Source organism: Spongiactinospora rosea, from assembly GCF_003315795.1.
GTDB lineage: Bacteria > Actinomycetota > Actinomycetes > Streptosporangiales > Streptosporangiaceae > Spongiactinospora > Spongiactinospora rosea.
In genome coordinates this window covers 284,510-309,891 of record NZ_QMEY01000008.1, presented here as the reverse complement: position 1 = coordinate 309,891, position 25,382 = coordinate 284,510, and the positions used below count along the sequence as shown (strand labels likewise).

The window sequence follows — 25,382 nt, the reverse complement described above, 5'->3', positions numbered from 1 at the left end:
AGGAGTATCTGCACCGGCACGCCTTAGTCTTCCGGCATGGCCAACCAGCGACGACAACGCACGGTCCTGCTCGTCGAGGACGACGAGACGATCGCGCGGGCCGTCCGCGACCGGCTCGCCGCCGAGGGCTTCGCGGTGCGGGTCGAGGGCGACGGAGCGCGTGCCTTACAGGTCTACACCGCACTCGAACCCGACCTGGTGGTGCTCGACCGGCTGCTGCCCGGGCTTGACGGCCTGGAGGTGTGCCGCCGGATGCAGGCGGAGCGGCCGGTACCGGTACTGATGCTGACCGCGCTGAGCGAGGAGACCGACCTGCTGGTCGGCCTGGGCGTCGGCGCGGACGACTACGTGACCAAGCCGTTCAGCATGCGCGAACTGGTCGCCCGGGTGCGCGCCCTGCTGCGCCGCGTCGAACGGGCCGCCCAGCTCACGGCGGGCGACACCGTGATCAAGGTGGGCGAGGTCGAGATCGACACGGCCGAGCGGCGGGTGTACGTACGCGGCGCGGAGGCCCAGCTCACCAGGACCGAATTCGACCTGCTGCGCCGCCTCGCCGACCGGCCCGGTCAGGTCTACGAGCGCGAGCGCCTGCTGGCCGACATCTGGGGCTTCTCCGAGGCCGCCGCCACCCGGACGGTGGACAGCCATGTGCGCGCGCTGCGCAGGAAGCTCGGCGCGGACGTGGTCAGGACCGTGCACGGCGTCGGCTACGCCCTGGCCAAGACCGGGTGACCGGGATGCGACCGCTGGACTTCCTGGGGCGCATCAAGATCAAACTAGGCGTGGTGATCCTGCTCGCGGTGGCGGCGGCGTTCGTCGTCAACGAGGTCGGGATCAACCTCGGGTACACCCGCGACGCGCGGATCGCCGTCGCCGCCGGGCTCGCCCTGGTCCTGGTCCAGCTCATGGCCCGAGGCATGACCAAGCCGCTGCGCGACATGGCCGCCGCCGCGCAGACCATCGCCAAGGGCCGGTACGGCGAGCGGGTCCGCGCCACCTCCCGCGACGAGGTCGGCGAGCTGGCCAGCGCCTTCAACGCGATGGCCGCCGACCTCGGCGAGGTGGACCGGCAGCGCCGGGAACTGATCGCCAACGTCAGCCACGAACTGCGCACGCCGATCACCGCGCTGCGGGCCGTACTGGAGAACGTCGTGGACGGCGTCTCCGAACCCGACCCGGAGACGCTCGGCACCGCGCTCGCCCAGACCGAACGGCTGGGCAAACTGGTCGGCCAGCTCCTCGACCTGTCCCGGCTCGACTCCGGCGTGCGGCTCATCGACCCCGAACCGGTCGGCCTCGGCCCCCTCATCGAGCAGGCCGGGAAGGAGGCGACCCTGGCCCGCGACGGCGTGCGCGTGCGCGGCGACGTGCCGCCGGGGCTCGCCGTACGCGCCGACCCCGGCCTGCTCGCCCAGGTGCTCGCCAACCTGCTGGACAACGCGGTACGCCACAGCCCGCCCGGCGGAACCGTCACCGTCACCGCCCGCCCGGACGGACCGCGCGTCCGTCTCACCGTGTGCGATGAGGGACCGGGCATCCCGGAACACGCCCGCGCCCAGGTCTTCGAGCGCTTCTCCCGCCTGGACCTCGCCCGCGCCGCCGACGCCGGGGGCAGCGGGCTCGGCCTGGCGATCGTCAAGGAGATCGTGGAACTTCACGGCGGCGGCGTCCGGATCGACGAGGGCCCCGGCTGCCGCATGGTCGTCGAACTCCCCGAAAGGACCACCGTGCCCACCACCCCCTCCCCAGAGCCCATCCCCGCGCCCAGCCTGGAGCCCGTCTTACCCGAGCCTCCGGCCCCCGCCGTGGAGTCTCCGGTGGATCAGGTCACCGAACCGGTGCCGGAACCCGCCCCGGCCGCTTCCGATCCCGAACCCCCTGCCGCCCCGCCTGCCGGACCGCCACCCGCCCCGACCCTGCCGCCGGCCTCCTCCTACCCCAGGAATTGGGGCCTGGCCGTGGCGTTCTGCCTGCTGGGCTCGTTCTGCGGGCTGGGGGCCGGGCTGCTGATCGGCTTCCCGGTGGTCAAGCTCAACGTACTGGCCGGTCTGTGCCTCGGAGCCCTCGGCCCCGTCGCCGGAGCGTTCGTGGGCACGGTCATCGGGGCCACCCGGGTCGCCCAACCGGCCCCGCCGCCCCTCTTGCTCGGCTCCCCGCCCCCGCGTAACCCCCCCGTTTACACCCCGCCACCGGTCTTCCCCCGCCCCGTGGTCCCGGGCATGCCCCCCTGGGGCCTCGCCGCCATCGTGGCCGTGGCCGTGTTCGCCATCGTGGCCGTGCCGTACGGCTCGCCCGGCCTCGGCCTGGTGCTCGCGTCCCTCGCCGCAGGGGCCGCCGTGTTCCCCGCCGTGCGGCACAGGCTGGACGGCTGGTCGATCACCTTCGGCCTGATCGGTTACGCGCTGATCGGCACCGCCCTGTTCCTGCACGCCGTCTGGGTGGTCGTGCCGTCGCTGCTGGCCGGATTCTGCCTGGTGTCGCTGGCGATCTCGGGGGCCGGGCGCGGCTGGTACGGGCTCCTGCGGGGCCTGGTCTCGCTGATCCTCGCGCTGCCTCCGCTGCCGTGGTTCGCCGGTGGGCCGCTGCGCGCCCTCATCCGCCGCAGGCCGAGCAGGCCGGGCCAGCTCGTCGCGGGCATCGGGCTCACCCTGGGCCTGCTCGGCATCTTCGGCGCGCTGTTCGCCTCCGCCGACGCCGTCTTCTCCTCCTACCTCGGCATGCTGCTCACGCCGCCCGGCTGGCTGGAGTCCGTACCGGCCAAGGCGCTCACGTTCCTCACCTTCGGCGTGCTGGCCGCGGCCGGGCTGCTGGTGGGCCTGCGCCCGGTGGCCGAGCCGGTGACCCCCGACGTGCGGCTGAAGGTCAGCCGTTCGGTGTGGGCGCTGCCGCTGGTCGCGCTGAACCTGCTGTTCGCCGCGTTCGTCCTGGTGCAGATCACCGTGCTGTTCGGCGGCGGCCGGCGGGTCGCGGTGACCGCGGGCCTGACCTACGCCGCCTACGCCAGGCAGGGCTTCTTCCAGCTCCTGATCGTCAGCGTGTTCGTGCTGGCGGTGGTGGCCGTCGTCGCGGGCACCGTGTCCGTGCGCGGCCGGGAGCGCTGGGCGCTGGCCGTGCTGCTCGGCGTGCTGTGCCTGCTCACCATGGTCATCCTGGCCTCCGCCATGCACCGCCTCGGCCTGTACACCGACGCCTACGGCTACACCCGGCTGCGCGCCACCGTGGCCGCCACCATCGTCTGGCTCGCCGCCGTGTTCGTGCTGGTCGTCGTGACGGGCGCGGTACGCCTTGCGCGCCGCGGCCGCGGCGGCCCGCTGCCCCGGGCGCTCGTCGCGCTGACCGGGGCCGGGCTGGTGGCGTTCGCGGTCTGGAACCCCGACCACCAGGTGGCCGCGACCCAGATCGAGGTCAGGCAGACCATCGGCCGGCTGGACGTCGACTACCTCAACGAACTCGGCCCGGAGGCCGTCCCCGCCCTGGACCGGCTGCCCGAGCCGATGCGCACCTGCGTGCTCCAGGACATCGCCAAGGCCGCGGGCCTGTACGACCCCGCCACCTGGCAGAGCTGGAACCTCGCCAGACAGCGCGCCAGGGAGGTGATCGTGGCCCGTCCGCTGCTGCCGCAGGCCGGTTGCGCGGGCCTGCCGTACCGGAGCGGCGAGGCGGGATGAGCCCCGATAAGGTGCGAAGCACCTAATCAGGCTTCGCGTGAAAGGGGCGTCTCCTTGCGGACTCCCGACCAGCCGGACCTCCGGGCGGCCAAGGGCATCCTCGCGGATCCGGCCGGACGGTCGATCTTCGATGGGCCGTTCAGCTTCCCGCTCATGGTCGCCGACCGTGCCGCGCTGCGGCACAACATCGACACCATGGCGGGCTTCGCCCGCGAGTACGGCATGGAACTCGCCCCGCACGCCAAGACCACCATGGCCCCCGCGCTGCTCGCCGACCAGCTTGAGGCGGGCGCGTGGGGGTTCACCGTGGCCACGCCGAGCCAGGCGCTGATCCTGCGCGAACACGGCATCGAGCGGATCATGCTGGCCAACGAGATCGTCGATCCGGCGGGCCTGCGCACCATCGCGGCCGAGCTGGAGCGCGATCCGTCTTTCGAGTTCCTGTGCTTCGCCGACTCCGTCGCGCAGATCGAGATCATGTCCCGGCACGCCGGGGCCCGGCCGTTCCGGGTGCTGGCCGAGCTGGGGCAGCCGGGCGGGCGCGGCGGCTGCCGTACGGTCGCCGGCCTGCTCGACGTCGCGGCGGCGGCCCAGGCCGCCCCGGGTGTCGAACTGGCCGGGGTCGGCGGCTACGAGGGCACGCTCGACACGGCCGACCAGGTGCGCGCCTATCTCGGCGACATGCGCGAGGCGCTGGACCACCTGCGGGTGCGCGACCCGATCCTGTCGGTGGGCGGCAGCATGTGGTTCGACGTGATCGGCCGGGAACTGGCCGACTGCCAGGCCCGCGTACTTTTGCGCAGCGGCGCCTACATCACCCACGACGACGGCATCTACCGCGAGCGCACACCGTACAACCGGATCGCGGGCGAGCTGCGGCCCGCGCTCGAAATCTGGGCGCACGTGCTGACCACCCCCGAGCCGGGCATGACGATCGTCGGCTTCGGCAAGCGCGACGCGCCCTACGACGAGGGCCTTCCCGTGCCCAAGGCGGTCCGGCGGGCGGACGGCGAATCGTCCCCGGTCAAGGGCGAAGTGGTCAAGATGTGGGACCAGCACGCGCTGCTGACCGGCGAGAACGACCTGCGGCCCGGCGACCTGGTCTCATTCGGCATATCCCATCCATGCACGGCGTTTGACAAGTGGCGGGTCCTTCCGGTGGTGGACGAGCGTCATGTCGTGGTCGAATTGATCGCCACGTACTTCTGAGACGTATCTTCTGACCCGGCCCCCGGGTCTTCTCGACACGGCTTCGAGGCGCGATCCGGAGCGCTTTCCGGCAGGGCAGGGTGACAGGCATTACGGCAGGTTCGATGGCACGCGGTTTTCGAGACGGCAGGACGGCTGAGGTGGACAGTTCGGTATACGTCTTCGTCGAGGACATCAGGGGCGAGGGCATGGACAAGGTGCTCGACCGCCTGACCGCGTACGGCGCGGGCGGGATCACCGTCGCCGCCGCCTACCACCGCGCCCGCGACGTCACCCCGCACGGCCAGACCCGCGTGACCCTGCGCTACGACGGCACGCACTTCCATCCGCCCGAGGAGCTGTTCACCGAGCTGCGGCTGGCCCCGCCGATCCAGGACGGCGCGGCGGAGGAGCCGCTGGCGGCGCTGCGCGAGGCCACTGCCGTACGCGGCCTCAAGCTGTACGGCTGGACGGTCTTCCTGCACAACACCACGCTCGGCCTGGCCAACCCCGACGTCACCGTGCGCAACTGCTTCGGTGACCGGGGGTCCCCGGCCGACCTGTGCCCCGCCCACCCCGACGTGCGGTTCTACGCCGAGGCGCTGGCCCGTGCGGTCGCCCGGCAGGGCGTGGACGGCGTGGTGGCCGAATCCTTGCACTTCGCGCCCTTCGCCCACGGCTACCACCATGAGCGGTGCTTCGTCCCGCTCGGCCCGATGGACGCGTTCCTGCTGAGCCTGTGCTTCTGCGAGTACTGCATGCGCCGGGCCACCGACCTCGGCGTCCACGCGGAGGTGGCCAGGGAGGAGTGCGCCCGGATCGTCGGCGGCATCCTGGACGGCGACCCGCCCGCGCAGGGCGAGGTCACCCGCGCGGCGCTCACCGCGTACGCCGGTCCCGACGTCGTCGCCTACGCCCGCGCCCGCTCCGAGACGGTGACCTCGCTGGTGTCCGCGGTGGCGTCGGCCGTGGCCGAAGAGGGCTCCAGGCTGGTGTTCCTCGACGCCACCGGCGCGCACAAGGGATACTCCGACGGCCTGCCCTCCCCGGGGCTCGCCGCCCACGACGCCTGGCAGCTCGGCATCGACCTGCTGGCGCTCGGCGACCTCGTGCCCTCCTTCGGGGTGCTCGCCTACGCCCGCGACGCGGCGAGGGTGGCCGACGACGTGGCCGCGTACCGCCGTTCGGTCGGCAAGGACCGGCAGATCCGCGCGGTGCTGCGCCCCGGCCTGCCCGACACCGACTCGGCCGACCGGCTGGCCGCCAAGGTCCGCGCGGTGCGCGCGGCGGGCGCGCAGGCGGTCGACTTCTACGCGTACGGCCTGGCCCCCTTCCCGGTGCTCGACCGCATCCCCGAGGCCCTGGCCCAGACCCCCTGAGGCGCAAAGGTCCGCTTTGGTCTGACATGGCATACTCGGCGCATGGCGTGGCGAGCGTGGCGACCGGCGGAAAGCGCGCTGATCGGGCGGTCCGCCGAGCTGGACCGGCTGATCGGCGTCGCCCGCGCGGCGGCCGAAGGGTCGGCGGGCGTGGCGCTCGTCGGCGGCGACGCCGGGATCGGCAAGACGCGCCTGGTGACCGAGCTGGCGGAGTGGGCGTCCGGGGCCGGGTTCATGGTCATGGCCGGGCAGTGCGCCGAACTGGGCGACGCCGTGCCGTACCTCCCGCTCGCCGACGCCCTCCGCGACGCGCCCCTCGACCAGGTCGCGGCCTGGCCCGTACTGCGCCGCCTGCTGCCCGGCACGCGCGGCGAGACCGACGAGGAGCCGGTGGGCGGACTCACCCAGCAGCGGCTGTTCGGGCAGGTCCTGGCGCTGCTCAGCGACCTTTCCGCGGAACAGCCGGTGCTGTTCCTGCTGGAGGACCTGCACTGGGCCGACCGCTCGACCCGTGACCTGCTCGTCTTCCTCACCCGCATGCTGCAGTCCGAGCGCGTCTGCCTGGCGGGCACGTACCGCACCGACGACATCCACCGCCGCCACCCGCTCCGCCCGCTGCTGGCCGAACTGCGCCGGCTGCCCATCGTCGTCCCGGTCGAACTCGGCCCGCTGCCCCCCGACGCCATGGCCGACCACCTGGCCGCGCTGGCGGCCCCCGCCGCGGCGTCCACCGGCTCGATCGACTCGATCGTGGAACGTGCCGGAGGCAACGCCTTCTACGCCGAGGAACTGCTCGCCGCCCGCGACGACGACTGCGACGAGGACGCCGGCCTTCCGGAAGGGCTCGCCGAACTCCTGCTCTCCCGCGTCGAAAGGCTGTCAGAACCGGCCCAGCAGGCGCTGCGCGCCGCCTCGGTGGCGGGCCGCCGCGCCGACCACGACCTGCTCGCCAGGGCCGCCGGGCTGGAGGAGTCCGGGTTCGACGAGGCGCTGCGCGAGATCGTGTCCAGGGGGCTGCTGCTGCGCGACGGGTACGGCTACGTCTTCCGGCACGCCCTGCTCAGGGAGGCGGTCTACGGTGACCTGCTGCCCGGCGAGCGTACCCGCCTGCACACGCGGTACGCCGCGCTGCTGACCGCCGACCCCGGCGACGGCAACCCCGCCGAACTCGCCTACCACCACCTCGCCAGCCACGACCTCGCGGGCGCGCTCGCCGCGTCGGCCGAGGCGGGCCGCCGCGCGCTGCGCCTGGGCGCCCCCGCCGAGGCCCACCGCCACTTCGACCAGGCGCTGGGCCTGTGGGACCGGGTACCCGACCCCGAACGGCTGACCGGCACCGACCGCACCACCCTCGGGCTGCGCAGCGCCGTGGCCGCCGCCGACAGCGGCGACAACCGCCGCGCGGTCGCCCAGCTCAAGGAGCTTCCGCCGACCGCCGAGGTCAACGAGCGGCTGGCCTACTACCTCACCGAGATCGAGGACGCGCCGGGCGCCATCCACGCCGCCCAGGCGGCCGTGGAGGCCGCCCCCGACGGCCCCATGCAGGCCCACGCGCTGGCCACCTACGCCCGCGTCCTGTACTGGACCACCCGGCACGACGAGGGCACCGACCTCGCCGCCCGCGCCCTCTCGGTCGCCGAGGCCGCCGGCGAGGCGGACGCCGCCAACAGCGCGCTCATCTCCCTGGCCGCGTACGCCTCCACCGCGGGCGACCGCGCCACCGCCGAACGCCTGCTCAAGCGCGTCACCTCCCGCCCCGGCCCCGACCTGTCCACCAACCTGCGCGGCTTGTTCAACCTCGCCCGCCTCCAATACGAGGCGGGCGACCTGGCCCCGGCCGCCCACACCGCCGACCGCGGCGTACGCCTCGCCGGCGAGACCGGGCTCTCCTGGAGCACCTTCGGCACCGAACTCCGCTTCCTGCGCTTCCTCATCCACTACGTCCTCGGCGAATGGGACGACGCCCAGCGCGTGGCGGCGGGCTTCCCCATCCGCGTCGGCACCGAGGCCGAGGCCCTGCTGTCCTCTTTCGCGCTGTTCGTGGAGGTGGCCCGCGGCCAGCCGGCCGCCGAGGAGCGGCTGTCGTGGCTGCGCAAGTTCCAGCGGCTGCCGTTGATCGCGTACATGTCGCGCGGCCTGGAGGCCGAACACGCCCTCTGGCGCGGCGACCCTGCGGCGGCCCTCGCCCACGTCCAGGCGCTGATCGAGATCGTCGAGCCGTACGACCCGGTGCTCATCCGCATCTGCGCCATCGGCCTCGCCGCCCTCGCCGAAACCGGCTCCGGTGGAAGTACCGCCGACGTCGACCTGGCGGACGACCTGCTCGCCCGAGCCCGCCACGCGGCCACCACCGGCCCCGGTTCAGGCGCCCGCGGCCCGCTCGGCGTCGAGGGCCTGGCCTGGCTCGCCCGCGCCGAGGCCGAACGGCACCGCGTACGCGGCACCGCCACCCCCGCCACCTGGGCCCGCGTCGTCACCGCCTTCGACTACGGCTTCTCCTACGAGGTCGCCCGCTCCCGCTGGCGCCTCGCCGAATCCCTCATCACCGCGGGCGACCGCCCCGCCGCGGCCGACGAGTGGAAAGCCGCCCTCACCACGGCCCGCGAACTCGACGCCACCCCGCTCATCGACGCCCTCACCGCCCTCGGCCGCCGCGCCCGCTTCGCCCCATCCCCGTCGACCCCCGCCTCCGACAACCTCACCCACCGCGAACGCGAAGTCCTCACCCTCGTCGCCGAGGGCCTCACCAACCGCGAGATCGCCGAACGCCTCTTCATCGCCCAGAAGACGGTCAGCGTCCACGTCTCCAACATCCTCGCCAAACTGGGCGTCTCCACCCGCACCCAGGCCGCCGCCCTGATCACCCGGTACGCTCCGGCAGCGCCAGCCCCCGCACCACCTCGATCAGCTCCGCCGGATCGAACGGCTTCGTGAGATACGCGTCCACCCCGATCCCCCTGCCCCGCCGCCGATCGTCATCCTGCGCCCGAGCAGTGATCATCACCACCTTGATCCCACTCGTCCCCTCATCCCCCCGCAACCGCGCCGCCGTCGCCCACCCGTCCAGCCGCGGCATCATCACATCCAACGTCACCACATCCGGCCGCACATCGAGCACCCGATCCAGGCAATCCTGCCCATCACTCGCCGTCTCGACCTCGAACCCCTCCAGCGTCAGATTCACCGCTATGAGCTGCCGGATGACCTCGTCATCATCCACCACCAGTACCCGCCCAAGATGCTCACCCACGGCGGCGACACTAGCCCTCCCCAGCCCACCCCGCCCGACTTTCCAGCGACTTCTGACCCCGGAGATATCCTGGTGCAGAGGGCCCCCCAGATACTGGTAACCTAGTTCCGCATCGCGCCCCCTTAGCTCAGGGGATAGAGCACCGGCCTCCGGAGCCGGGTGCGTAGGTTCGAATCCTACAGGGGGCACGCGGTCTTGATCAGCGCTTCCAGCCGCTGACCAGGGTAGATAGTACAAGTACGGGCGGGCCTCCAGTCCCACGGAGTCCCGCCCGTTCTCGTTGCCGCTCGCCGGTTGTGGGCTAGTTGTGGGCCAGGTCCCTCGGTGAGGAGTCCGCTGTCCTCGGGGCGTCAGTCGGTGGGTGGCCCATGTGGACTCTGCGTATCGCTGGTCTGCTGGGAGTGCGGAGCACCGGCTGCGTAGGCCTGCTGGCTGTGATGGCGTGTGAGAAACTCGTCAACGTCTACGATGGTGGCGCCACCTACCGTCTCGGCAAGCGGTAGCACTCGGCGTTGAAGTTCCTTCCTCATGTCCAACGGTAAGTGTGTGAGCAGAAATACGCCGATGCCTAGGGCAAGCGCAACTGCCCGAGCAAGTTCGTTTAATGCTACAGCCATTCCTACTGGCTGGAAGATGCCGGCGCTGGCCGCGCGCTGCTGAGGGTTGAACGCTTGAGGCTTCGCGCCCGGATGAATGCCGCGCCCACTCAGTGCTTTGTATCTGTCCTGCTGCGTAGGTGGTGTATCCCCGAGTTCTTCCAGTCGGAGCCTGACCTTCACCGGTGAGAACTCCTGCCATCGGCCGTTCTCGCTGGCAGCCTCCCATCTGGCGATTTCCTCCGGCCTGCCTCGAAGTAGGTGGAAAAGGTTGCCGCGTTCGGCGATTGATCGAGTTAGGGTAAGTGACTCATCATAGAAGCCTGTCAGCAGTATTCTCGTTGATGCGAGAGCTGTTGAGACGATGCCACCTAGCATGTATTCGATCGAATGGCTGCCTTGACTGCATCCCCACCAGCAACTCGATGCGCGTTCGGCGATAGAAAGAGCATCCCCCAGAGCGGCCAGTGCCTTGGGTAGTTTCTCCCCTATCTTGGGAAGGGTTTCGAGCGATAATATCTCTGTAGCACTTTCCAGGGCTTTGCGGGCATCTAGGTACTGTTTGCCTTCGAGAAAAGTTTCATCTTCGGGCCTGTATGTCGGCGCACCTCGATGTTCCACGTCTCCAGCATACGTGTATTCGAGCTCAAACTCGGCAGTATGCTAAGACTAGCTGCCTTGGTGAGTCGTCCGCCGCCGGTTGGAGGTACGGTGACGGAAGGGTGCGCCAGAGATCGCCTCTAGGTGTACAGGGCTGCTTCAATCTTCCGGTTGCTTTCCTCCTGCCTGCCGTCGAGACACCTGGCATAGCGCTTGAGAAGGACCTCTACGCTATTTCCCGCGCGCTCGGCTACGAGGGTCGCATCAACACCCCCGTTGAGCCACGTAGAGAGGGCGGCGTGGCGTAGGTCGTAGGGCTTACCGGCAAGGGGCGAGTTGACCTGTTGCGGGCTCAGGGCGAAGTAGCGTGCCTCCTCCCAGGCACGCGAGTAGGTGGAAGCCCCAAGGACGCCACCCCGCTCGTTGCGGAAGAGTCGGCCGTCTGGGGCTGTGCCGAACTCTTCGAGGTGCGCTCGTAGGATGCGAACCAGCTCCGGTGGAATGGGGACTGGCCGAACCTCCCGTTCCTCACGCTGCTTGAGGCCACGCTCGTCGTGGACGGTCCCGTTGTCGGTCCATTGCTTGCCGCTGCTCGGGCGGGTGACTTCTAGGGTGAGCATCCCCCACCCCGTCTCCGGCAAGTGGCAGTCGGTCTCCCGAAGCCCGATCGCCTCGGCGGGGCGGAGACCGGCGAAGTAAAGCGTGGCGAAGAAGGCCACCAGGCGGCGGCCACGTCCGCGGTGCCAACTGCCGACGTAGGAGAGGCTGACGAGGAGTTCGCGGGCCTGGGTGGGGTTGACCACGCATCGGCGGTCAACGGTGTTGTCCCTGGCTGTCTTCTTCTGCTTGATGCGCTTGAGCGGGTTCTCGGTCAGCTCGCCGAGGTCGATAGCGTATTCGAGCGCGGTGTTGAGGCCACGGCGGCGTCTGGCTGTTGTATCGGCGGCCGCGCGTTTGCCATCGCGGGTAAGGGTGAGTTCTTCACAGACTTTGCGGGCAACGATCGGGTCGGCGAGATCCCTTACCTTGAGGGTGCCCTTTTGAAGCAGGCGAACGGCGTAGTCGAGACGAGGCGGGGGCGTCTCGTCCTCCTGGTGGGGGATGAGAGCCCATTGCATGGCGCCTCTGATGTCCTTCTTGGAGAGGCCAGAGGCAGCGTCGCCACGCATGGCGAACGTGGCCACGGTGAGACTGTCAACGATACTTTCGCGGGTCTTGGCAGCGGCAGCCTTCCAGCGCATACGCACGTACTTTCGGCAGAAGTCGTACCAGCTCAGAGCGGCTTTCTCTGTCTTCGTCCGGGAGACCGGCAGGCCGGTGACCGTGTCGAAGGGTTCGCCCTTCTTGGCGGCTTTGAGAAGGTCGGCGCGGAAGACGTCGGCAAGGGCGCGGGTGAGGAACGACTTGGACTTGGGTTCGGTACCAACTTTCCAGCGCAGTTCGTACGGCTTGGCCCTGCCCTTGCGCTGCCGGATGGTCCAGATGGCTATGTCCATGGTTTCCATGCGCTGTCCCCCTACGCCGCGCCCTGCTCGAAGGTGCGGAGCCATGCGTCCAGATCGGTGCGGCGGATCTTGCGCTTGCCGTTGGGCAGCTTGAGCGACTTGGGGCCACGGCCGGTGTTCAACCAGCGGTAGAAGGTGGACTTCGGAACGTCGATCTCGCCGAGGACTTCGGCGATGGACAGCATGGACTTCAGACCGTTCGCCATGGGTGAGCTGTGCCTTTCGGGCGTCATCAGTGTGGAGAGGCGGGGGGTAGCCGTCCCATCCGTCCCAGGCTCATTTGTGCTGGTCAGGGTTGGGACGGCTGCGGGCTTGGGACGGCTCATGCCGTCCCGGGGAATCCGGCCGTCCCGCGTTGATCTGGGATGACGAGGCTGGGACGGCTGGGACGGCTACCCCGGTTGATAGGGACGACGTCGGCTTCAGGGACTGGGGCGAGGGCGGGGCAGTAGCGGTCCCAGGCGTCGAGAAAGTCGGCCCGCTGGTAGCCCTTGGCCTGGGTGCCGTTGGGGAAGCGGATGTTGCCGGAGCGGATGTCGTACTCGTGGAGCATCGTGCCGAGCTTCATGGCGGTCAGTCCGGCGGGGCCGTGGCCGGCCCAGCCGCCTTCGGGGTCGGTCTTGAGCCGTTCCAGCAGGATCGTGGTGGGCAAGGCGGGGTCGGTGCCGAAGGCGGTACGGCAGTCGGCCAGCAGACGGAGCCGGGTGGAGTTCTGGCCGTTGTCGTCGGCCTCGGCGGTGAGTGCCAGGGCGGCAGTGCGGGCGCGGTCGGGCCAGGGGCCGGCGGCGTGGTCGGCGACGATGACCAGGGGTTCCCAGGTGTCGGCGGCGCGGTCTTCGACGGGCATGGCGGGTTCGGCGGCCTCCAAGGTGGTCAGATCGGCGCGGAGCCAGGTACGAAGGTCTTCGGCGAGCTGGCGGAGCGGTGGCCGGTCGCGGCGGTGGCGGTAGGGGGAGACGGTTTCGCCGGGGGCGCGGCGGCGCATGCGGATCACCACGGCGCGGTCTTCGATGGTGTCGGGCATCGTGCCGATTCCGGCGAGCGCGGCCATGGCGAAGGTCGGGATGGACTCCACGCGGCCGGAGTTGGCGTCGTAGCGCTTGGCGGGTCGGTTGCGCTGGTGTCCGGCGTTCAGGAGACCGCGCAGGTCCTCGTTGCCGTCCGCTTTGGGGCCGAAGATGGTGTCGGCTTCGTCCACGAGCATGGTGGGCGGGTCGTCGCTGATGGAGCGGTAGACGGCGGCGCTGCTGCTGTTGACGGTGATGAACGGCTCGTGGCAGGTGGCTTCCACGACGTCCAGTAGCCGGGATTTGCCGCAGCGCTTTTCGGGTCCGCGGATGACCAGGCGCGGTGCGTGTGCCCATGCGGGTTGGGCGTGGGTGGCGGCGATCCACAGTGTGATGGCGTCGGCGGCCTGTGGTGATGGCAGGACGACGTAGCGGGTCAGCGCTGCACACAGTCCGTCGAGCAGGGTCGCGCTGTGGGTGATGGGTCGGTGCATGGGTGATTCCTTTGTTCTGTGATCAGGCGGCGAGTGTGCGGGGGCGTTTGGCTCCGGCGCGAAGCCCGGATGCGACGGTGGTGCGGGTCTCGGCGGGGCTCAGGCCGACGTCGCCGCCTGCCTGTTCCAGCAGGGTTGAGACCTCGTGGTGGTCGAGCGCGCCGCCGGCCACGAGTTGGCCCAGGGCGATGGCGGCGAGGTAGAGCGAGCTGTTTCGCTGGCCTTCTGGCGCGGTGGTGACGCGCTCCAGTTCGCGGACGATCGCGGCGTGCAGATAGGAGCGTCGCCGCCCAGACGGCAGGGTGAGCCGTACCGGCCGCGTGGCCGGTACGGCGGCCGGTTGGAGGTGCTGGAACAGGAAGCGGGGGAGCGGGGCGGGGGCGGTGTCGTGCAGGACTTCGTAGTGGCCGGTGCCGTCCGGGAGTTCGACGTGGCTGCCGGGGGCGACGACGTAGCCGCCACTCGCGCGGGTGTCGATCAGCCAGCCGAGACGTCCGGCGGTGTTGCCGAGGCGTGCGCCGGGCGGGGCGGTGAAGTAGAGGTGGGTGCCGCCTCGGCGGGTGCGGACGGTGAAGGTTTCCAGCGGCAGCGCCTCTCTGGCCTGTTCACAGAGGGTGGCGAGTACATCGGCTCCGTCGTTGATGCCGGGTTGGTTCCACGGTGGTGGTGGGTGCTGGCCGGGCTTGGGGGTGTCCAGGTCGAGTACGACCAAGTGGGAGGGGCCGCAGGCGATGCCGATGTTGAACGGGCCGCGCGCCCACATGTCGCGGATGCGAGCGGGGTCGGTGGTGGCGTGGCGTTCCCAGTCGGTGAAGCCGCGCAGGGGGCGCTTGCTGTACGGGGTGAGCGGGAAGACGTGCCAGCCGCGTGCGGCGGCGGCCAGGGCGTAGCGGGTGAGATCAGTCATGAGCGGGCCTTTCAGCGGGTGCCGTCGTCGTGAAGGCGGCGCAGGTATGTGTAGATGCGCCAGCCGAGGCGGGGCCGCATGCCGGTGCCGGAGCAGGCGCGGCAGATGCGGCGGCGGTGGGCGGTGATGGTTCGGCAGCGCGGGCAGGTGCGCCACGGGCATGTCAGGCAGATGAGGACGTAACCGAGCGTGACGAGCAGTAGATAGATGCCTAGTAGGGCAAGAAGAGTCGCCAAAGTGGTCTCCAGTGCCGTTTCAGCGGGTCGGCGCAGGTCGGTGTCTAGGCGCTAGACCGGAGGCAGAGCGGGGTTCAGAGGTCTAGCGGACCCTCTAGACCTAGAGGGGGTGGCCTCTAGGTCTAGAGGCGTACGGATGGTCAGGAGGCCGCGCCCGTGCCCTTGCGGCTGTCACGTTGGGTGAGGGCTTGGGTGATGTCGTCGCGGGTGATCCCGATACGGTTGGCGCCCTTGCCATCGGCGGTGGTGCCCCAGACCTGGCCGGTCTTGACGCCGTGTGGCTTGAGGGCGTTGGTGAGTTGCGCGGTCTTGGCCGCGCCTTCCAGCTCGCCCCACGGGCCGTAGACCTCGGGTCGTAGTTCGGCGAGGCGATCGACAACGACCTCGTTCCACAGCTTCGGCTCGTTCGCCACGGCGGCGATGTCGGCGAGCAGATCGCGGACCGGCGCGGCCTCGGGTGCGTCGAAGTCCTCGCCCAGGGCGTGCCCCGACAGCGTTCCGGCTTGCTGGCGTACGGCGCGGGCGCGCAGGGCGATCTTCTCGGCGGCCGGGGCGTCAAGGTAGACACAGCGCACGATGCGCGGGTTCTCACCCTCGCCCGAGAAGTAACAGATGCCCTTGTCGTTGAAGCTGAACATGGTGGCGCGGACGCCGTTCTTGTAGGCCGAGGTGCCCAGCACCATGTCGTTCTCCAGTTGGCCCATCACCTTCAGGCACAGCCGTACGGCGGCGTTGGCGCTGACGCCGGTGGGCAGGGCTTTGGCGTCCGGGCGCTGAGTGGCCAAGATCAGCACCATGCCCAGTGCGGGGCCACGCTTGACCAGGTCGGTACAGATGGCTTCGAACTCGGCCCCGTACCGTTCGTGCTCGAACCAGACCTGGCACTCATCCACCGGGATCACGATCGGATGCAGGCCGAGGCTCTTGGTGCCCGCCAGTTCGGGCGTGACCTTCGACTCAGGGCAGATGTCCTTGGGCAGGTTGCGGATCACCTTGGCGCGGCGGCGCAACTCCTCACGCAGCGCGCGCATGCTGGTGATGGCGTACTCGATGTCCTCGTCGTCGTCTCCGGCGCGGTAGCGGTGGGCGACGCATTCCAGCGCCGACAGGTCGCCGGTGCCTTTCAGGTCGTAGACGTGCAGTTCGGTACGCGGGTCCAGAGCAGCGATCAGCGCCAGCAGCCGGAGCAGGAACGTCTTGCCCATGCGCGGGATCGAGCCGATGATCACCGACACGAACATCAGCGTCAGCCCGACGAACCGGCCGCGCTGGTCGGTGGCGAACGCGGTGGGCTTGAACAGGTCCGCGCTGCCGGAGCGCAGTAGCGGCCAGGCGGGTTGGCGGGCTTTGTTCATGGCCTGGTCGCCGACCCACAGCATGAGGCGGCCGGTGTGCGCCTCGGGTACGGTCTCCGGCCACACGCAGCCAAGCGGGCGGCGTAGGCCGGAGGCGAGCTTGTCGCGCCGGTCCATGACCTCGGCGACGGTCACGCCGTACGGTAGGTCAACGTCCGCGCGCCAGCCGGGGCCGTCCCTGGTGATGGGGGCCTTGAAGTCCAGCGGGTTGCGCGGGTTCTTGGCGACGGCCTGGTTGATCGCGGCGATGCCGAGCGAGCCCAGCGCGCGGATCACGACATCACTGGTCAGTTTCTCCACCGAGGCGGGGATGACCGCGCGGTCGATCAGCGGCCGGTCGGCCGGACGTCCGAGCAGACCCAGCAGGGTCAGCGTGAACGCCAGCGTTGCCCATTGGGCGGGTGTGGGCGCGGCGGCTACAAGGATGCTGGCGATCAGTAGCGTGGCGAGGGTGAGTAGGGTGACGAACACGCGCAGCCGTACCCGCGCGTCTCGCTGCCTGCTCAGCTTCAGATACGCCTCGGGGTCGGCCTTTTGCACTGTGGCCAGCCGTACCGGCTCGCCCTCCAGGTCGAAGGTCCACCGGAAGAACCCGCTCACCAGGCGGCCGAGGCCACGCGGGGAGCGTACGGCCAGCCGCCCGGCGTACAGCGGGGCGCGGCTCACCTGGTAGCCGGCCACGTAGGCGTAGTGTGCGGCGATCCACCGCAGAATGCTCAGGGCCTCGGCCCGGGAGCGCAGCCACAGCGGCACGATCGGGCGGCGCGTCTTGGTCTTCTCCTCCAGGTCGCTGATCCAGTCGTGTTCGTCGCGGCCGGGGAGGTCAACGCGCGTGGGCGGGTAGGGGTGGCGACCGGCGCGGAACTTGTCCAGGTGGACGATCTCCGCTTCCTGATCGGGCTGCTGTGTACGGTCGTCGGGGTGGTCGGACATGATGAGTTCACCTCGTGTGCGTTGGCGTTGCGCGGGGTGGGCGGGGCGCGGTCCGGCTTTGGCGAGTGGGGTCCGCGCCCCGTCCGTGAACTACGTGCGGCGGTCCGTCCGGTGCGGTCGGTCCGCTGTCGTGGTGGCGGTCGGTCCGGCGAGTTCGGCTTGCCAGCCAGGGACGAACAGCCAGATCGGGTCACTGGGCGGCGGGTCGATGGCCAGGACTTCGCCGATGGTGAGGGCGGTGATGGCCTGGTCGCGGTCGAAGGTCCGTCCGGGGTGACCAGTCACGGTCCAGCGGCCGTCCGCACGTCGTACGGCTTGCTGGCCGGAGCGGTCGCAGGTCATCAGCGTTTCGTCGATGCGCAGGCTCATCACGCGGCCTTGCTTGTCTTCTCGGCGCGTAGTTGTGCGAGGAGCGCACCCGCGCGGTCGGTCGAGATCGACCGGCCGGACTGGCGGACCGCCGCGCGCAGGCGATCACGGGTGAGCGGCAGCCCGCGGGCGTTGAGGTCGGCGGCGACTCGACGCCCGACCGGAATCAGGTCGGTGACGTCCGGCGTGGCCTTGCCGTTCTTCGGGGCGAGCGGCTTGGGCGGCGTGGGTCGTACGAGTTCACGCGCGGACGCGGGTACCAGTTCGCCGAGGCGGTACAGAGCGCGCTCGCGCCTGGTGGCTTTGGCCCGCCACAGACGTCCGTAGCGGTCCTGAAGATCGGTCTTGGCCAGGATGCGGTCACGTTCGCGGGCGAGCGCGGCCGGGTAACTGCGGATCTCCCACAGCACCATGCGCCGCCACAGCGCGAACGTGGCCAGCGGAGCCAGCAGCCAGCGCGAACGGCGGATGCCATCCATGCGGTCGGCTTTGGCGAGGTCGGCGCGCTTGCGGACGGCGTGCGCGCCGACCTCCACGGCCACGACCCACAGCAGCGGCAGCACCGCATGTGACACCACGGCGAACCAATCGACCGGGGGAGCGCTGAGGTAGGTGGCGATGTTGAGGTAGACGGTGGCGGCGGTCAGGATCCACGGGATCAGCCGGAGCCAGCGCAATCGCATGCCGAGGCGGGCAAGCACGATGTCCAGCGCGGAGAACACGGCGATGCCGAGGTCAACGCCAAGCGGCACGATCCAGGCCAGTCGGCCGAAGGACGGCGCGGCGGCCGACGCGACCGTGGCGAAGCTGATCACGAAGCCGAGCAGACCGAGGACGGCGGTTGCGGCGGCGGTAACGTTGACGGCGGTGTGTTCGCCCTGGCTGAGCGGCTTTGGGGCGGTCGAGGGATCGTTCATGCGGCGCACTTCCGACGGGTACGGTTCGGCAGCGCGAGCCGGACGTCGTACAGGTAGACGGCGCGCACACCATGAGCGCCGTGGCGACGGGTACGCCGAAGTACCTGAGCCTGTGCCTGACGGCCGTGCGGACGCAGGCCCCGCGCGGTGAGCTGCCGCAGGGTCAGCAGGTACGGCGGGGCCGCGCGCCACCGGTAGGTCGGGATGCCGTGGCGGGCGCCGGCCGGGTCCTGGAAGGCGCGGCTCATCACGCCACCTGCGCTTCGGGCACGCGGTGAATCTCGTCCGGGGTCATGCCCGCCCACACGCCCGAGTCCGGGCATGCCCTGCGCGCGTAGTCCGCGCAGAGGCGGCGCGCGGGGCAGGACCCGCACAGGTCGCGAGCCACGTCTTCACGCGCGGCGCGCTCCTCGGGGGACTCGGCACGGCACGGCCCGGTGTGCAACTCGGGGTCGACCCAACACTCGACGCTCGGGATGGTGCCCTTGGCGCGAAACGCCTTGCGTCGCTGGCCGGGGGAAAGCAGGGCAGGGTGAAGCATCACCTTGCCGGTAGAGACGGGAATGGGATCGGTTGCCATGATGGTGGCACTCCTTGTTGCTCTGTGATGGGTGCAGGGAGACCGGAGCGGCTTCGTGTCTTGGCGGATCGGGGCCGCTCCGATGTCTTTTCTGAGGTCAGGCAAGGGCATTGATGAACCTGCTCACGGCGTCGATCAGCATCGCGATGCCGTTCATGAGGCCGAGGAAGACCTGAGCGGCCCGCTCGGGCTGCTTGACGGCGTAGAGCACGAAGAACACGGTCACGAGCACGAACAGCGTGGGCAGCAGGCGGCGGGGCTTCGTGACGGGGATCATTGGGTGTCTCCTCTGGTCGGGTGCCGTACAGGGGGGCCTACACGAAAGACCGTACAGGCCCCCCTGTACGAACGTCAAGGGGGGACTACACGGCGGCGTGTCCCAGAGGAGTCGACGGGGGAGCGCGGCGTGTCTAGGCCCCCCTTGACGGTTCGCGTAACCTGGGCTGCATGCAGGACCAGGACGCGAACGAGGGCGTAGCCGCCGCGCTGGCCGGCCTTGTGCGCGCTTTCGAGTCCGCGGTGAGTGCCATCCAGAACGATCCCGACGCTGACCGGGCGTACGCCGAGGCGACCGAGCTGGTCGAGACGCTTCAGCGGTTCAGCGAAGCATCGGGCGATCTACGCGCGCAGTCGGCTGCCCGCATTTTCAAGAGCGAACGCCTGTCGCTCTCCGGGTTGGCCGATCGCATCAGCATTTCGAAAGCACGTGCGGCACAGCTCATCAATACCGCCAAGAAGGCGGATGAGAAGGCAAATCCCGTTCCGGAGGAAGCCACGTGAGTCCCAACACCGAGGTGCGCGTTGAAGTCTGGCCCGTCGCTGCTGACCGTGTCGGCCTATGGCTGATCAGCGGCCAGGACGCTTGGCGGTCCGACGCCATTCGCCAGGACAGCGACCCGCACAGCGAGGTTGAGGCGCTATTGGGGGAGCACCGCACCGGGGAGGCGAAGCTACTGCACTCGACTTCGTGGCGGGCCGATGACACAGCGGTGATCCTTACGTACGTGGCCGTGGTCGGCGACTCTGACGAACTGGCGCTTGACCGATGGCCGCAAGCCGCGCCGATCAGCCCAGAACTCCCCGATGCGGTCGGGAAACCGATCGAGGTGAAGGCCACTGAAGCGCCGTTTCCGCGATACATCGATGTCCTCATGCACGGGCTGAGGCACCTTCAGTTCCTGCTGCAAACAGATTCGTCGGCGCGTGAGGCGTTGAGCGATGTGTGGCGGGGGCACCTCACCGCATTCCGTCCGGCACTCGCCGGCATGTACGACCACAAGCATGGAGAGTCGCCGATCGTGATTCCCGGCGCGAGCATTCCTTAATGGGGTTCTGATGATGGGCTACGAATCTGACGAGAGGCTGAGCGCCCAGCGAGAGGCGTACCGGGCTCTCGGAAACCTTCTTGAGCGCACGGGGCGCGAGGAGTTGCCTTCTATCTCGTGGACGATCGGTGACGGTGGTGCCGGTCCGTTGCTGGTCGGGCAGTGCTTTGCCAGCGATCCGATACAGCGGCAGCAGGACTTCTATGCCTGGCAGGCCGCCATTGATGCCGAGCCATGGCCCGAAGGCATCAAACGCTCTGAGGGCATTCACATGCACGCGGCGAAGTCGGACTATGGCGGCGTCACGGTCACGCTGTCGGCCGACATCAGTGCCGAAGAGATGTGATGAACGGACCTCCCCCGCCTCACGCCATGAGACGGGGCCGACCTCGTGGGCGCATATCCGCACGGGGGTGTGGGGCGGATATGCGAAGGACAAGGGCGTGACCTCGGCCGATGGCCGTTGAGGCGGGGGAGGAGCTTAGGGGGTCGTGAGTGGCGCGGCGGCAGGGGAGGTGCCTCCCTTCCTCCCCCTACGAGGAAGGGCCATCGACCCCGCCGCCGCGCCGGTCTGTGACGATCTCCCATTCCTCATCTGAGATCGGCGGCATCTGGTAGCGCTCGGCCGCCTCGTCCATCGCCTTGCGGGACAACTCCCAGGTGCGGACGACGTCCAGGGCCTGGTCACCAAAGGAGCGCGTCACAACGATGGCTATTGCGGCTCGCACTCGGGCGACAGCTTCCCGGGCCGCCTGAACCTGCTCGCTGGTGCTCGGCGGAAAGTCGTTCGGATTCCAACTGCGTGTCATCGACCACATGGCGCACCATCCGCGGACCACGGACGCCGGTAGGCGCGCAGGGCGTCATAGCGATGTTTCACCGCTTGGGCGACCGCTTCCAGACGCGTGACCGGGTAGCCCGTGTAGACGTATCGCCGTGTCCTGGGGGAGGTCCTTCCCGTCCACCAGAGGTAAATGACACCGTCAGTCCAGACGACCAGGTCGGTCCACACGGAGACGAGCGCGATGCGGTCTCCTACGTGGACATCGGCGGCGATATCGAGTTGCGCGAGGGCACGCTGAAGCTGCTCTGCTGCTGAGGCCGGGTAAAGGAAGCGCGCTCTACCCTTCTGCATGGTCGTTCCTCGCTCTGCGCGCCATCCTGAGTAGCTGTTCGGCGCGTGCCTTCGAGATTCCGAGGCGCAGGGCCAGCTTGCCGATCGACAGCCCCTCCGCCCGGTGAATGCGTGCGGCGGCTTCGGCGCGAACTTGAGCCGCAGTGTCCGCCATCCCGCGAACCGTCTCGGCAAGATCGGTCGCGCTGTCGAAGGCCCGTCGCGGTTCCGGAATCGCTCGGACGGCCTTGACCGCGTCTCGGAAAGCGCGCGAGATCAGCGGAAATCCGTCATTCGGGTCCGCCTGCCGGTTGGCGTCGTCTGGGGTCTTGTCGTCTGCATCGCGTGCGGTCATGACGCCATCCGTTGTCTTCGCAGAAGTACCCATGTGCGGTGTCCCTCAGGGCCGCATGAGGCGCCGAAGGAGGTCGTGACGCTCGACAGTTCGGCCGTCTCGATTCCGCCGGTCGGGTCGGGAAGCCCTGGGTCCTCGACTTCAATTCGAAAGCCATCGGCGGTGATGTCGATCTCGACGTGGATGCGTCCACCAGGCGGCGTCCGTCGGAGCGCCGCGGACAGTAAGCCTCGGGTGACCTGGTCGGCCACGGCGGCAAGGCCAGGCTCCTCGGCCTTGGCGATGCCGCGCGCCCAGACGCCGGCGCTTTCGATGCTGGCTTCGGTGGGTGGGAGGGACTGTCGATACATCGCCCCAACCTTCTCGGGTAGGTCAAGCTGCGTATCGACAAGCTTGAAGCTTACCGGTAAGGCTGTCAAGCTACCCGCGTGGATCGAGACGATGAACGGCCTTTGTACCTCCAAGTGGCCGACCAGTTGCGCGCCAAGATCACGTCCGGCGAGCTACAGGAGGGCGACCGCCTACCCTCCGTCCCAGGGCTCGCCTCCGACCTCGGAATCGCGCGCTCTACCGCGTCCGAAGCGCTGAAGGTCCTCATCTCCGAAGGTCTCGCCGTCGCCCGCTCAGGAGCGGGTACCTTCGTCCGCCTACCTCGCGAGCCACAACGCCTGATCCGTGCGTGGTACCGAGCAACGCCGTACGGCTCACCGTTCCGCCAGGACATGGAACGCCAGGGCCGCGCCGCCGGCTGGACCTACGACTCCCAGACACTCCAGGCACCCCCAGAGATCCGCACCCGCCTGGCGCTCACAGAGCCGGAAGGCGACACGGAAGACGTGGTCAGGACCCACTACGTCTTCACGGCCAACGAAGAGCCGGTGATGCTCTCAACTAGCTGGGAGCCTTTGGCCACCACACGAGGCACGCCGATCGTGCTGCCCGAGGACGGCATGCTTGCAGGCAGGGGAGTGGTTGAGCGGATGCTGAGCATCGGCGTCGTGATCGACGACTGGGTCGAGGAAGTCGGCGCGCGTCCCGGTACGGCAATGGAGTGCGACCGTCTAAGGCACGCGCCTGGCTCCACCATAATGACTATCCAGCGCACCTACTACGCAGCTGAACAGCCGGTGGAGACTGCCGATATCGTGGTGCCCGCCGACCGTTTTGCCCTAGTCTACTGCGGCAAGATGGGTCGCTTCTCAGGGTAGTGGATCACGCGGAATTCGCAGCGTCCGCGGAAGCTCGTAGAGCTTCGCTCGCAGAAATGCCCTGAGCGCTTTAGCTGATTCTTCAAAACGGTGAACCGCCTCCCGTGACCCCCGCTTCAGGCTACATAGAAGAGCTGCTGCCAAAAGCGTCCCAGCATCTATGAGTGTCGCCTGAAATGATGACCTTTCCATCCAGTCCTTGCTTGATATATGGTCCTGTCGGCTTATCTCGCTGGCCCCACCTAATTACATCTCATATCGTCACCTCTTGTCGAGCTTATCGCACTGCTTGATTATTGCTCATTGGAGGGATGGTATTATGTGCCTAATGGATCGCGAGCCCCCTCAGTAGCAGATGACTATCCGAATCGACTGTTCGGGGCTAAGGTAAGGATGTATTGCCTTAATCCTGGCTCTTCCGGGAGACCGTGAATCACTATCGATTTCTCCGCTCCAAATTTTAGTAAGCGCTTGAATACCTGAGGTGCATCGCTGAAGCGAAATAGCCCCGACGCGTATACATGAATTTCATCGCATGCGGCTAACTGCTCCGGAAGATTCGCTATGACCCTCGGTGCCAGGTCTTGTATCTTGATTGAGCAGGGGCCGACGTCGTCGCTTAGCAGTATATTACGTATGGCCCACTCGCTTCGTCCATTGTAATAGCGGTAGTTAACCAATAGATCATTTTTATAATGTTGGCGGAGCGCTTTCAAGGCGGCTTGCCCGCCACGACCCTGCGTGGAGCCGAGCAAATCTATAAGGCCAAACTTGGAGCCGCTTATTGCGATGGAGACACCCGACTGGTCGGAAGACAGCCTTATTGGTCTGGGATCTTGGCTGTGGGCTATATGGTTGAGGCAAATCTCATATGTAACGTTCTCAACTATACTTGCGTGGCCTTCCCCCCATGCGCGCAGGCCTATATCCCACATGAAGTTTGATACGGCTAGCCCAAGATTGGAGCTTGGGTGAATGTCAACTATATGCGCTGCTAAGCTGCAGGAGTCGCTGTGCATAGGTCGTCCGAGGGCTTCTCTGGCGTTGCCTTCTGCTTTGTTCTTCCAGCTTGTGAGCAAACGAACAGTAAAGCGCCTGGTATCGTCGTCAATCATTTTCGCGTGTGTAGCGCACAGCCAGATTCCGTTATTGTATGACGAGCGTTCCTCGGGCGACATGCGGGAGTCAAATCGAGGGCCTCCAAAAGAAGCGGCTGCTATATGGGCTGCGACACCAACGCGCGAGACGCCATCGCTTTTGGTATCCGAAGGGCCAACCGTCACTGCTCGGCAAGTTGGAGCAGAACATCGATGCCCCGTAGCGTCCGCTAGCCTCCTTTTTACTGCGGAAGGAAAATCGTCGCGCATGCGGCTCTCATTCGTGATGTGAATTGGTCTATTTTCAAGGCGGCGCTTGTGGCTGAGGCACTACATGCCTGTAGCGATGCCCCCCAATTCCCCTGCCGTCTTGCTGGCGGCCGGGGGCACCGGTAGTTGGGTGGGCTTGGGGCAGACCCAAGTGTTGTCTACTGGTCGCTGTAGTGATCCTTGGGTGCGGTGCGCCAAGCGGCACGTGAGGTACAGCGCGATCGGCATAGGCGTGGTCCTGTTCCGATGGATCGGGCATCGCCTTCGAGTGGAGTGCGCTGTGGTCGGAGTCACCAGTTCAACCCAGCCTTCAGGCTCACGATGTCCAGTGACAGCCAAGCATGCCTTGCTCCACGCGATCCCTCGACTGACGGCCACTCCTAGACGTGAATCTGCTCGCCTGGATGGAGTTGATCACCAACGTGTCCCGTTTCTCATTGCTACGGTTTAGCGTGTACTCATCTATGAGGGAATGCAAGGGCGGCCTGGAGCCTGTGGGCCACATGCGGGCCAGTATCATCATTTTCCCATGTGTAACTGGTAAACGCCCAGGTCAACTGGTATGTGTCGTCGTAATCTGCACCCCCCTCCGGAGCCGGGTGCGTAGGTTCGAATCCTACAGGGGGCACGCTTAAGATCTACGTCCTCGGGCGCCTCTTGGAGGCGCCCGTTTTGGTCTGTCTGGATGGCTTCGGCCATGCTCGCGACCCCTTCGATGGTGTCGCTGTCGAGCGTCATGTTGAGCACGGCGACGTTGGTTCTGTCGTCGTAACGGATCTCCAGGCGGAAGGCTTGGAAGAGTTCGCGCTGGAGCTCCGGGGGGATGCTGCCGAGGCTGGTTCTGAGCATGGGGATCATGCCGAGCAGTTCGGCTTGAGCGTCTTGCGTAGGTGGGTCGGCTTCGATCTCGGTCGTGTCGTTGAGCTTCCAATCCTCGTGGCGTTTGCGGTGGAAGATCGGGCAAGCATCGCCACAACCCATGGTGACCACCACCTCCGACGCCTCGGCGGCGTCAATGGCGAGGATCTG

The 25,382-nt window shown here is 68.3% G+C and carries 26 protein-coding genes and 1 tRNA gene; 10 read left to right on the top strand and 17 right to left on the bottom strand.

The genetic code is table 11. From position 1 onward, the window contains the following. The first annotated feature begins 36 nt into the window (after positions 1-36). The 5 genes from DP939_RS21160 (at position 37) to DP939_RS49135 (ending at position 9,169) form a co-directional block, all read left to right on the top strand. On the top strand, positions 37-732 hold the full coding sequence (locus DP939_RS21160; protein ID WP_113982454.1) for a response regulator transcription factor: 696 nt from the start codon (positions 37-39) through the stop codon (positions 730-732). Positions 733-737: 5 nt separating this feature from the next. After that, positions 738-3,668: a DUF4153 domain-containing protein gene (locus DP939_RS21155; RefSeq protein WP_113982504.1), complete on the top strand. Its 2,931-nt coding sequence runs from the start codon at positions 738-740 to the stop codon at positions 3,666-3,668. 54 nt (positions 3,669-3,722) lie between these two features. Then, positions 3,723-4,877, top strand: a complete 1,155-nt coding sequence (locus tag DP939_RS21150; protein ID WP_225878401.1) for an alanine racemase — start codon at positions 3,723-3,725, stop codon at positions 4,875-4,877. Between the two features lie 140 nt (positions 4,878-5,017). Further along, positions 5,018-6,235, top strand: coding sequence for a hypothetical protein (locus DP939_RS21145; RefSeq protein ID WP_113982453.1), 1,218 nt, complete (start codon positions 5,018-5,020; stop codon positions 6,233-6,235). Between the two features lie 42 nt (positions 6,236-6,277). Further along, positions 6,278-9,169, top strand: coding sequence for a helix-turn-helix transcriptional regulator (locus tag DP939_RS49135; RefSeq protein ID WP_113982452.1), 2,892 nt, complete (start codon positions 6,278-6,280; stop codon positions 9,167-9,169). On the opposite strand, the gene DP939_RS21135 is transcribed toward DP939_RS49135, so the two are convergent. Further along, a complete protein-coding gene (locus DP939_RS21135) occupies positions 9,096-9,485 on the bottom strand; it encodes a response regulator transcription factor (RefSeq protein WP_113982451.1) in 390 nt (129 codons plus the stop codon). The two genes, DP939_RS49135 and DP939_RS21135, sit on opposite strands and share 74 nt — an antisense overlap. Before the next feature lie 116 nt (positions 9,486-9,601). Here DP939_RS21135 and DP939_RS21130 point away from each other — a divergent pair. Next, positions 9,602-9,673, top strand: a tRNA-Arg gene (locus tag DP939_RS21130). A gap of 162 nt (positions 9,674-9,835) precedes the next feature. Here DP939_RS21130 and DP939_RS45475 read toward each other — a convergent pair. The 12 genes from DP939_RS45475 to DP939_RS21075 form a co-directional block, all read right to left on the bottom strand. Continuing rightward, on the bottom strand, positions 9,836-10,702 hold the full coding sequence (locus DP939_RS45475; RefSeq protein ID WP_147268062.1) for a hypothetical protein: 867 nt from the start codon (positions 10,700-10,702) through the stop codon (positions 9,836-9,838). A 119-nt stretch (positions 10,703-10,821) separates the two neighbouring features. After that, a complete protein-coding gene (locus tag DP939_RS21125) occupies positions 10,822-12,186 on the bottom strand; it encodes a tyrosine-type recombinase/integrase (protein ID WP_113982450.1) in 1,365 nt (454 codons plus the stop codon). A gap of 11 nt (positions 12,187-12,197) precedes the next feature. Continuing rightward, entirely contained in the window at positions 12,198-12,392 is a 195-nt protein-coding gene (locus DP939_RS21120) for a helix-turn-helix transcriptional regulator (RefSeq protein WP_113982502.1), read from the bottom strand. Between the two features lie 116 nt (positions 12,393-12,508). Further along, positions 12,509-13,687, bottom strand: coding sequence for a DUF3631 domain-containing protein (locus DP939_RS21115; protein ID WP_199565309.1), 1,179 nt, complete (start codon positions 13,685-13,687; stop codon positions 12,509-12,511). A 22-nt stretch (positions 13,688-13,709) separates the two neighbouring features. After that, a complete protein-coding gene (locus DP939_RS21110) occupies positions 13,710-14,594 on the bottom strand; it encodes a bifunctional DNA primase/polymerase (RefSeq protein WP_113982449.1) in 885 nt (294 codons plus the stop codon). A gap of 11 nt (positions 14,595-14,605) precedes the next feature. Next, positions 14,606-14,830 (bottom strand): hypothetical protein, encoded by a 225-nt coding sequence (locus DP939_RS21105; protein ID WP_113982448.1) that lies wholly within the window; start codon positions 14,828-14,830, stop codon positions 14,606-14,608. Positions 14,831-14,970: 140 nt separating this feature from the next. After that, positions 14,971-17,118 (bottom strand): cell division protein FtsK, encoded by a 2,148-nt coding sequence (locus DP939_RS21100; protein WP_113982447.1) that lies wholly within the window; start codon positions 17,116-17,118, stop codon positions 14,971-14,973. A gap of 90 nt (positions 17,119-17,208) precedes the next feature. Continuing rightward, positions 17,209-17,487, bottom strand: coding sequence for a hypothetical protein (locus DP939_RS21095; protein ID WP_113982446.1), 279 nt, complete (start codon positions 17,485-17,487; stop codon positions 17,209-17,211). Then, positions 17,487-18,404 (bottom strand): DUF2637 domain-containing protein, encoded by a 918-nt coding sequence (locus DP939_RS21090; protein ID WP_147268061.1) that lies wholly within the window; start codon positions 18,402-18,404, stop codon positions 17,487-17,489. The genes DP939_RS21095 and DP939_RS21090 overlap by 1 nt, the downstream gene beginning before the upstream one ends. Then, complete coding sequence (locus DP939_RS21085) at positions 18,401-18,652, bottom strand: hypothetical protein (protein ID WP_113982444.1); 252 nt, start codon at positions 18,650-18,652, stop codon at positions 18,401-18,403. The genes DP939_RS21090 and DP939_RS21085 overlap by 4 nt, the downstream gene beginning before the upstream one ends. Continuing rightward, positions 18,652-18,984, bottom strand: coding sequence for a WhiB family transcriptional regulator (locus tag DP939_RS21080; protein ID WP_158578633.1), 333 nt, complete (start codon positions 18,982-18,984; stop codon positions 18,652-18,654). Before DP939_RS21080 ends, DP939_RS21085 begins: the two co-directional genes overlap by 1 nt. 97 nt (positions 18,985-19,081) lie before the next feature. After that, a complete protein-coding gene (locus DP939_RS21075) occupies positions 19,082-19,261 on the bottom strand; it encodes a hypothetical protein (RefSeq protein WP_113982442.1) in 180 nt (59 codons plus the stop codon). 170 nt (positions 19,262-19,431) lie between these two features. On the opposite strand from DP939_RS21075, the gene DP939_RS21070 reads away from it, so the two are divergent. From DP939_RS21070 to DP939_RS21060, 3 genes are read left to right on the top strand one after another with little or no spacing between them, the layout of a single operon-like run. Beyond that, positions 19,432-19,764, top strand: coding sequence for a hypothetical protein (locus DP939_RS21070; protein ID WP_113982441.1), 333 nt, complete (start codon positions 19,432-19,434; stop codon positions 19,762-19,764). Further along, positions 19,761-20,309 carry a hypothetical protein gene (locus tag DP939_RS21065; RefSeq protein ID WP_113982440.1) on the top strand — a complete coding sequence of 183 codons (549 nt, stop codon included), beginning with the start codon at positions 19,761-19,763 and terminating at the stop codon, positions 20,307-20,309. Before DP939_RS21070 ends, DP939_RS21065 begins: the two co-directional genes overlap by 4 nt. Before the next feature lie 10 nt (positions 20,310-20,319). Beyond that, complete coding sequence (locus tag DP939_RS21060) at positions 20,320-20,655, top strand: hypothetical protein (protein WP_113982439.1); 336 nt, start codon at positions 20,320-20,322, stop codon at positions 20,653-20,655. A gap of 187 nt (positions 20,656-20,842) precedes the next feature. Here the strand turns inward: DP939_RS21060 and DP939_RS46235 are convergent, their stop codons facing one another. The 3 genes from DP939_RS46235 to DP939_RS45470 all read right to left on the bottom strand — a co-directional run bounded on the left by DP939_RS46235 (position 20,843) and on the right by DP939_RS45470 (position 22,128). Then, positions 20,843-21,013 (bottom strand): hypothetical protein, encoded by a 171-nt coding sequence (locus DP939_RS46235; protein WP_158578632.1) that lies wholly within the window; start codon positions 21,011-21,013, stop codon positions 20,843-20,845. Between the two features lie 417 nt (positions 21,014-21,430). Beyond that, a complete protein-coding gene (locus DP939_RS21050; RefSeq protein WP_113982437.1) occupies positions 21,431-21,778 on the bottom strand; it encodes a hypothetical protein in 348 nt (115 codons plus the stop codon). Beyond that, on the bottom strand, positions 21,775-22,128 hold the full coding sequence (locus DP939_RS45470; RefSeq protein ID WP_147268060.1) for a histidine kinase: 354 nt from the start codon (positions 22,126-22,128) through the stop codon (positions 21,775-21,777). The genes DP939_RS21050 and DP939_RS45470 overlap by 4 nt, the downstream gene beginning before the upstream one ends. 78 nt (positions 22,129-22,206) lie before the next feature. On the opposite strand from DP939_RS45470, the gene DP939_RS21045 reads away from it, so the two are divergent. Further along, positions 22,207-22,986: a GntR family transcriptional regulator gene (locus DP939_RS21045; RefSeq protein ID WP_113982436.1), complete on the top strand. Its 780-nt coding sequence runs from the start codon at positions 22,207-22,209 to the stop codon at positions 22,984-22,986. 1,886 nt (positions 22,987-24,872) lie between these two features. Here DP939_RS21045 and DP939_RS49130 read toward each other — a convergent pair. After that, on the bottom strand, positions 24,873-25,346 hold the full coding sequence (locus DP939_RS49130; RefSeq protein WP_199565308.1) for a hypothetical protein: 474 nt from the start codon (positions 25,344-25,346) through the stop codon (positions 24,873-24,875). Positions 25,347-25,382 lie beyond the last annotated feature (36 nt).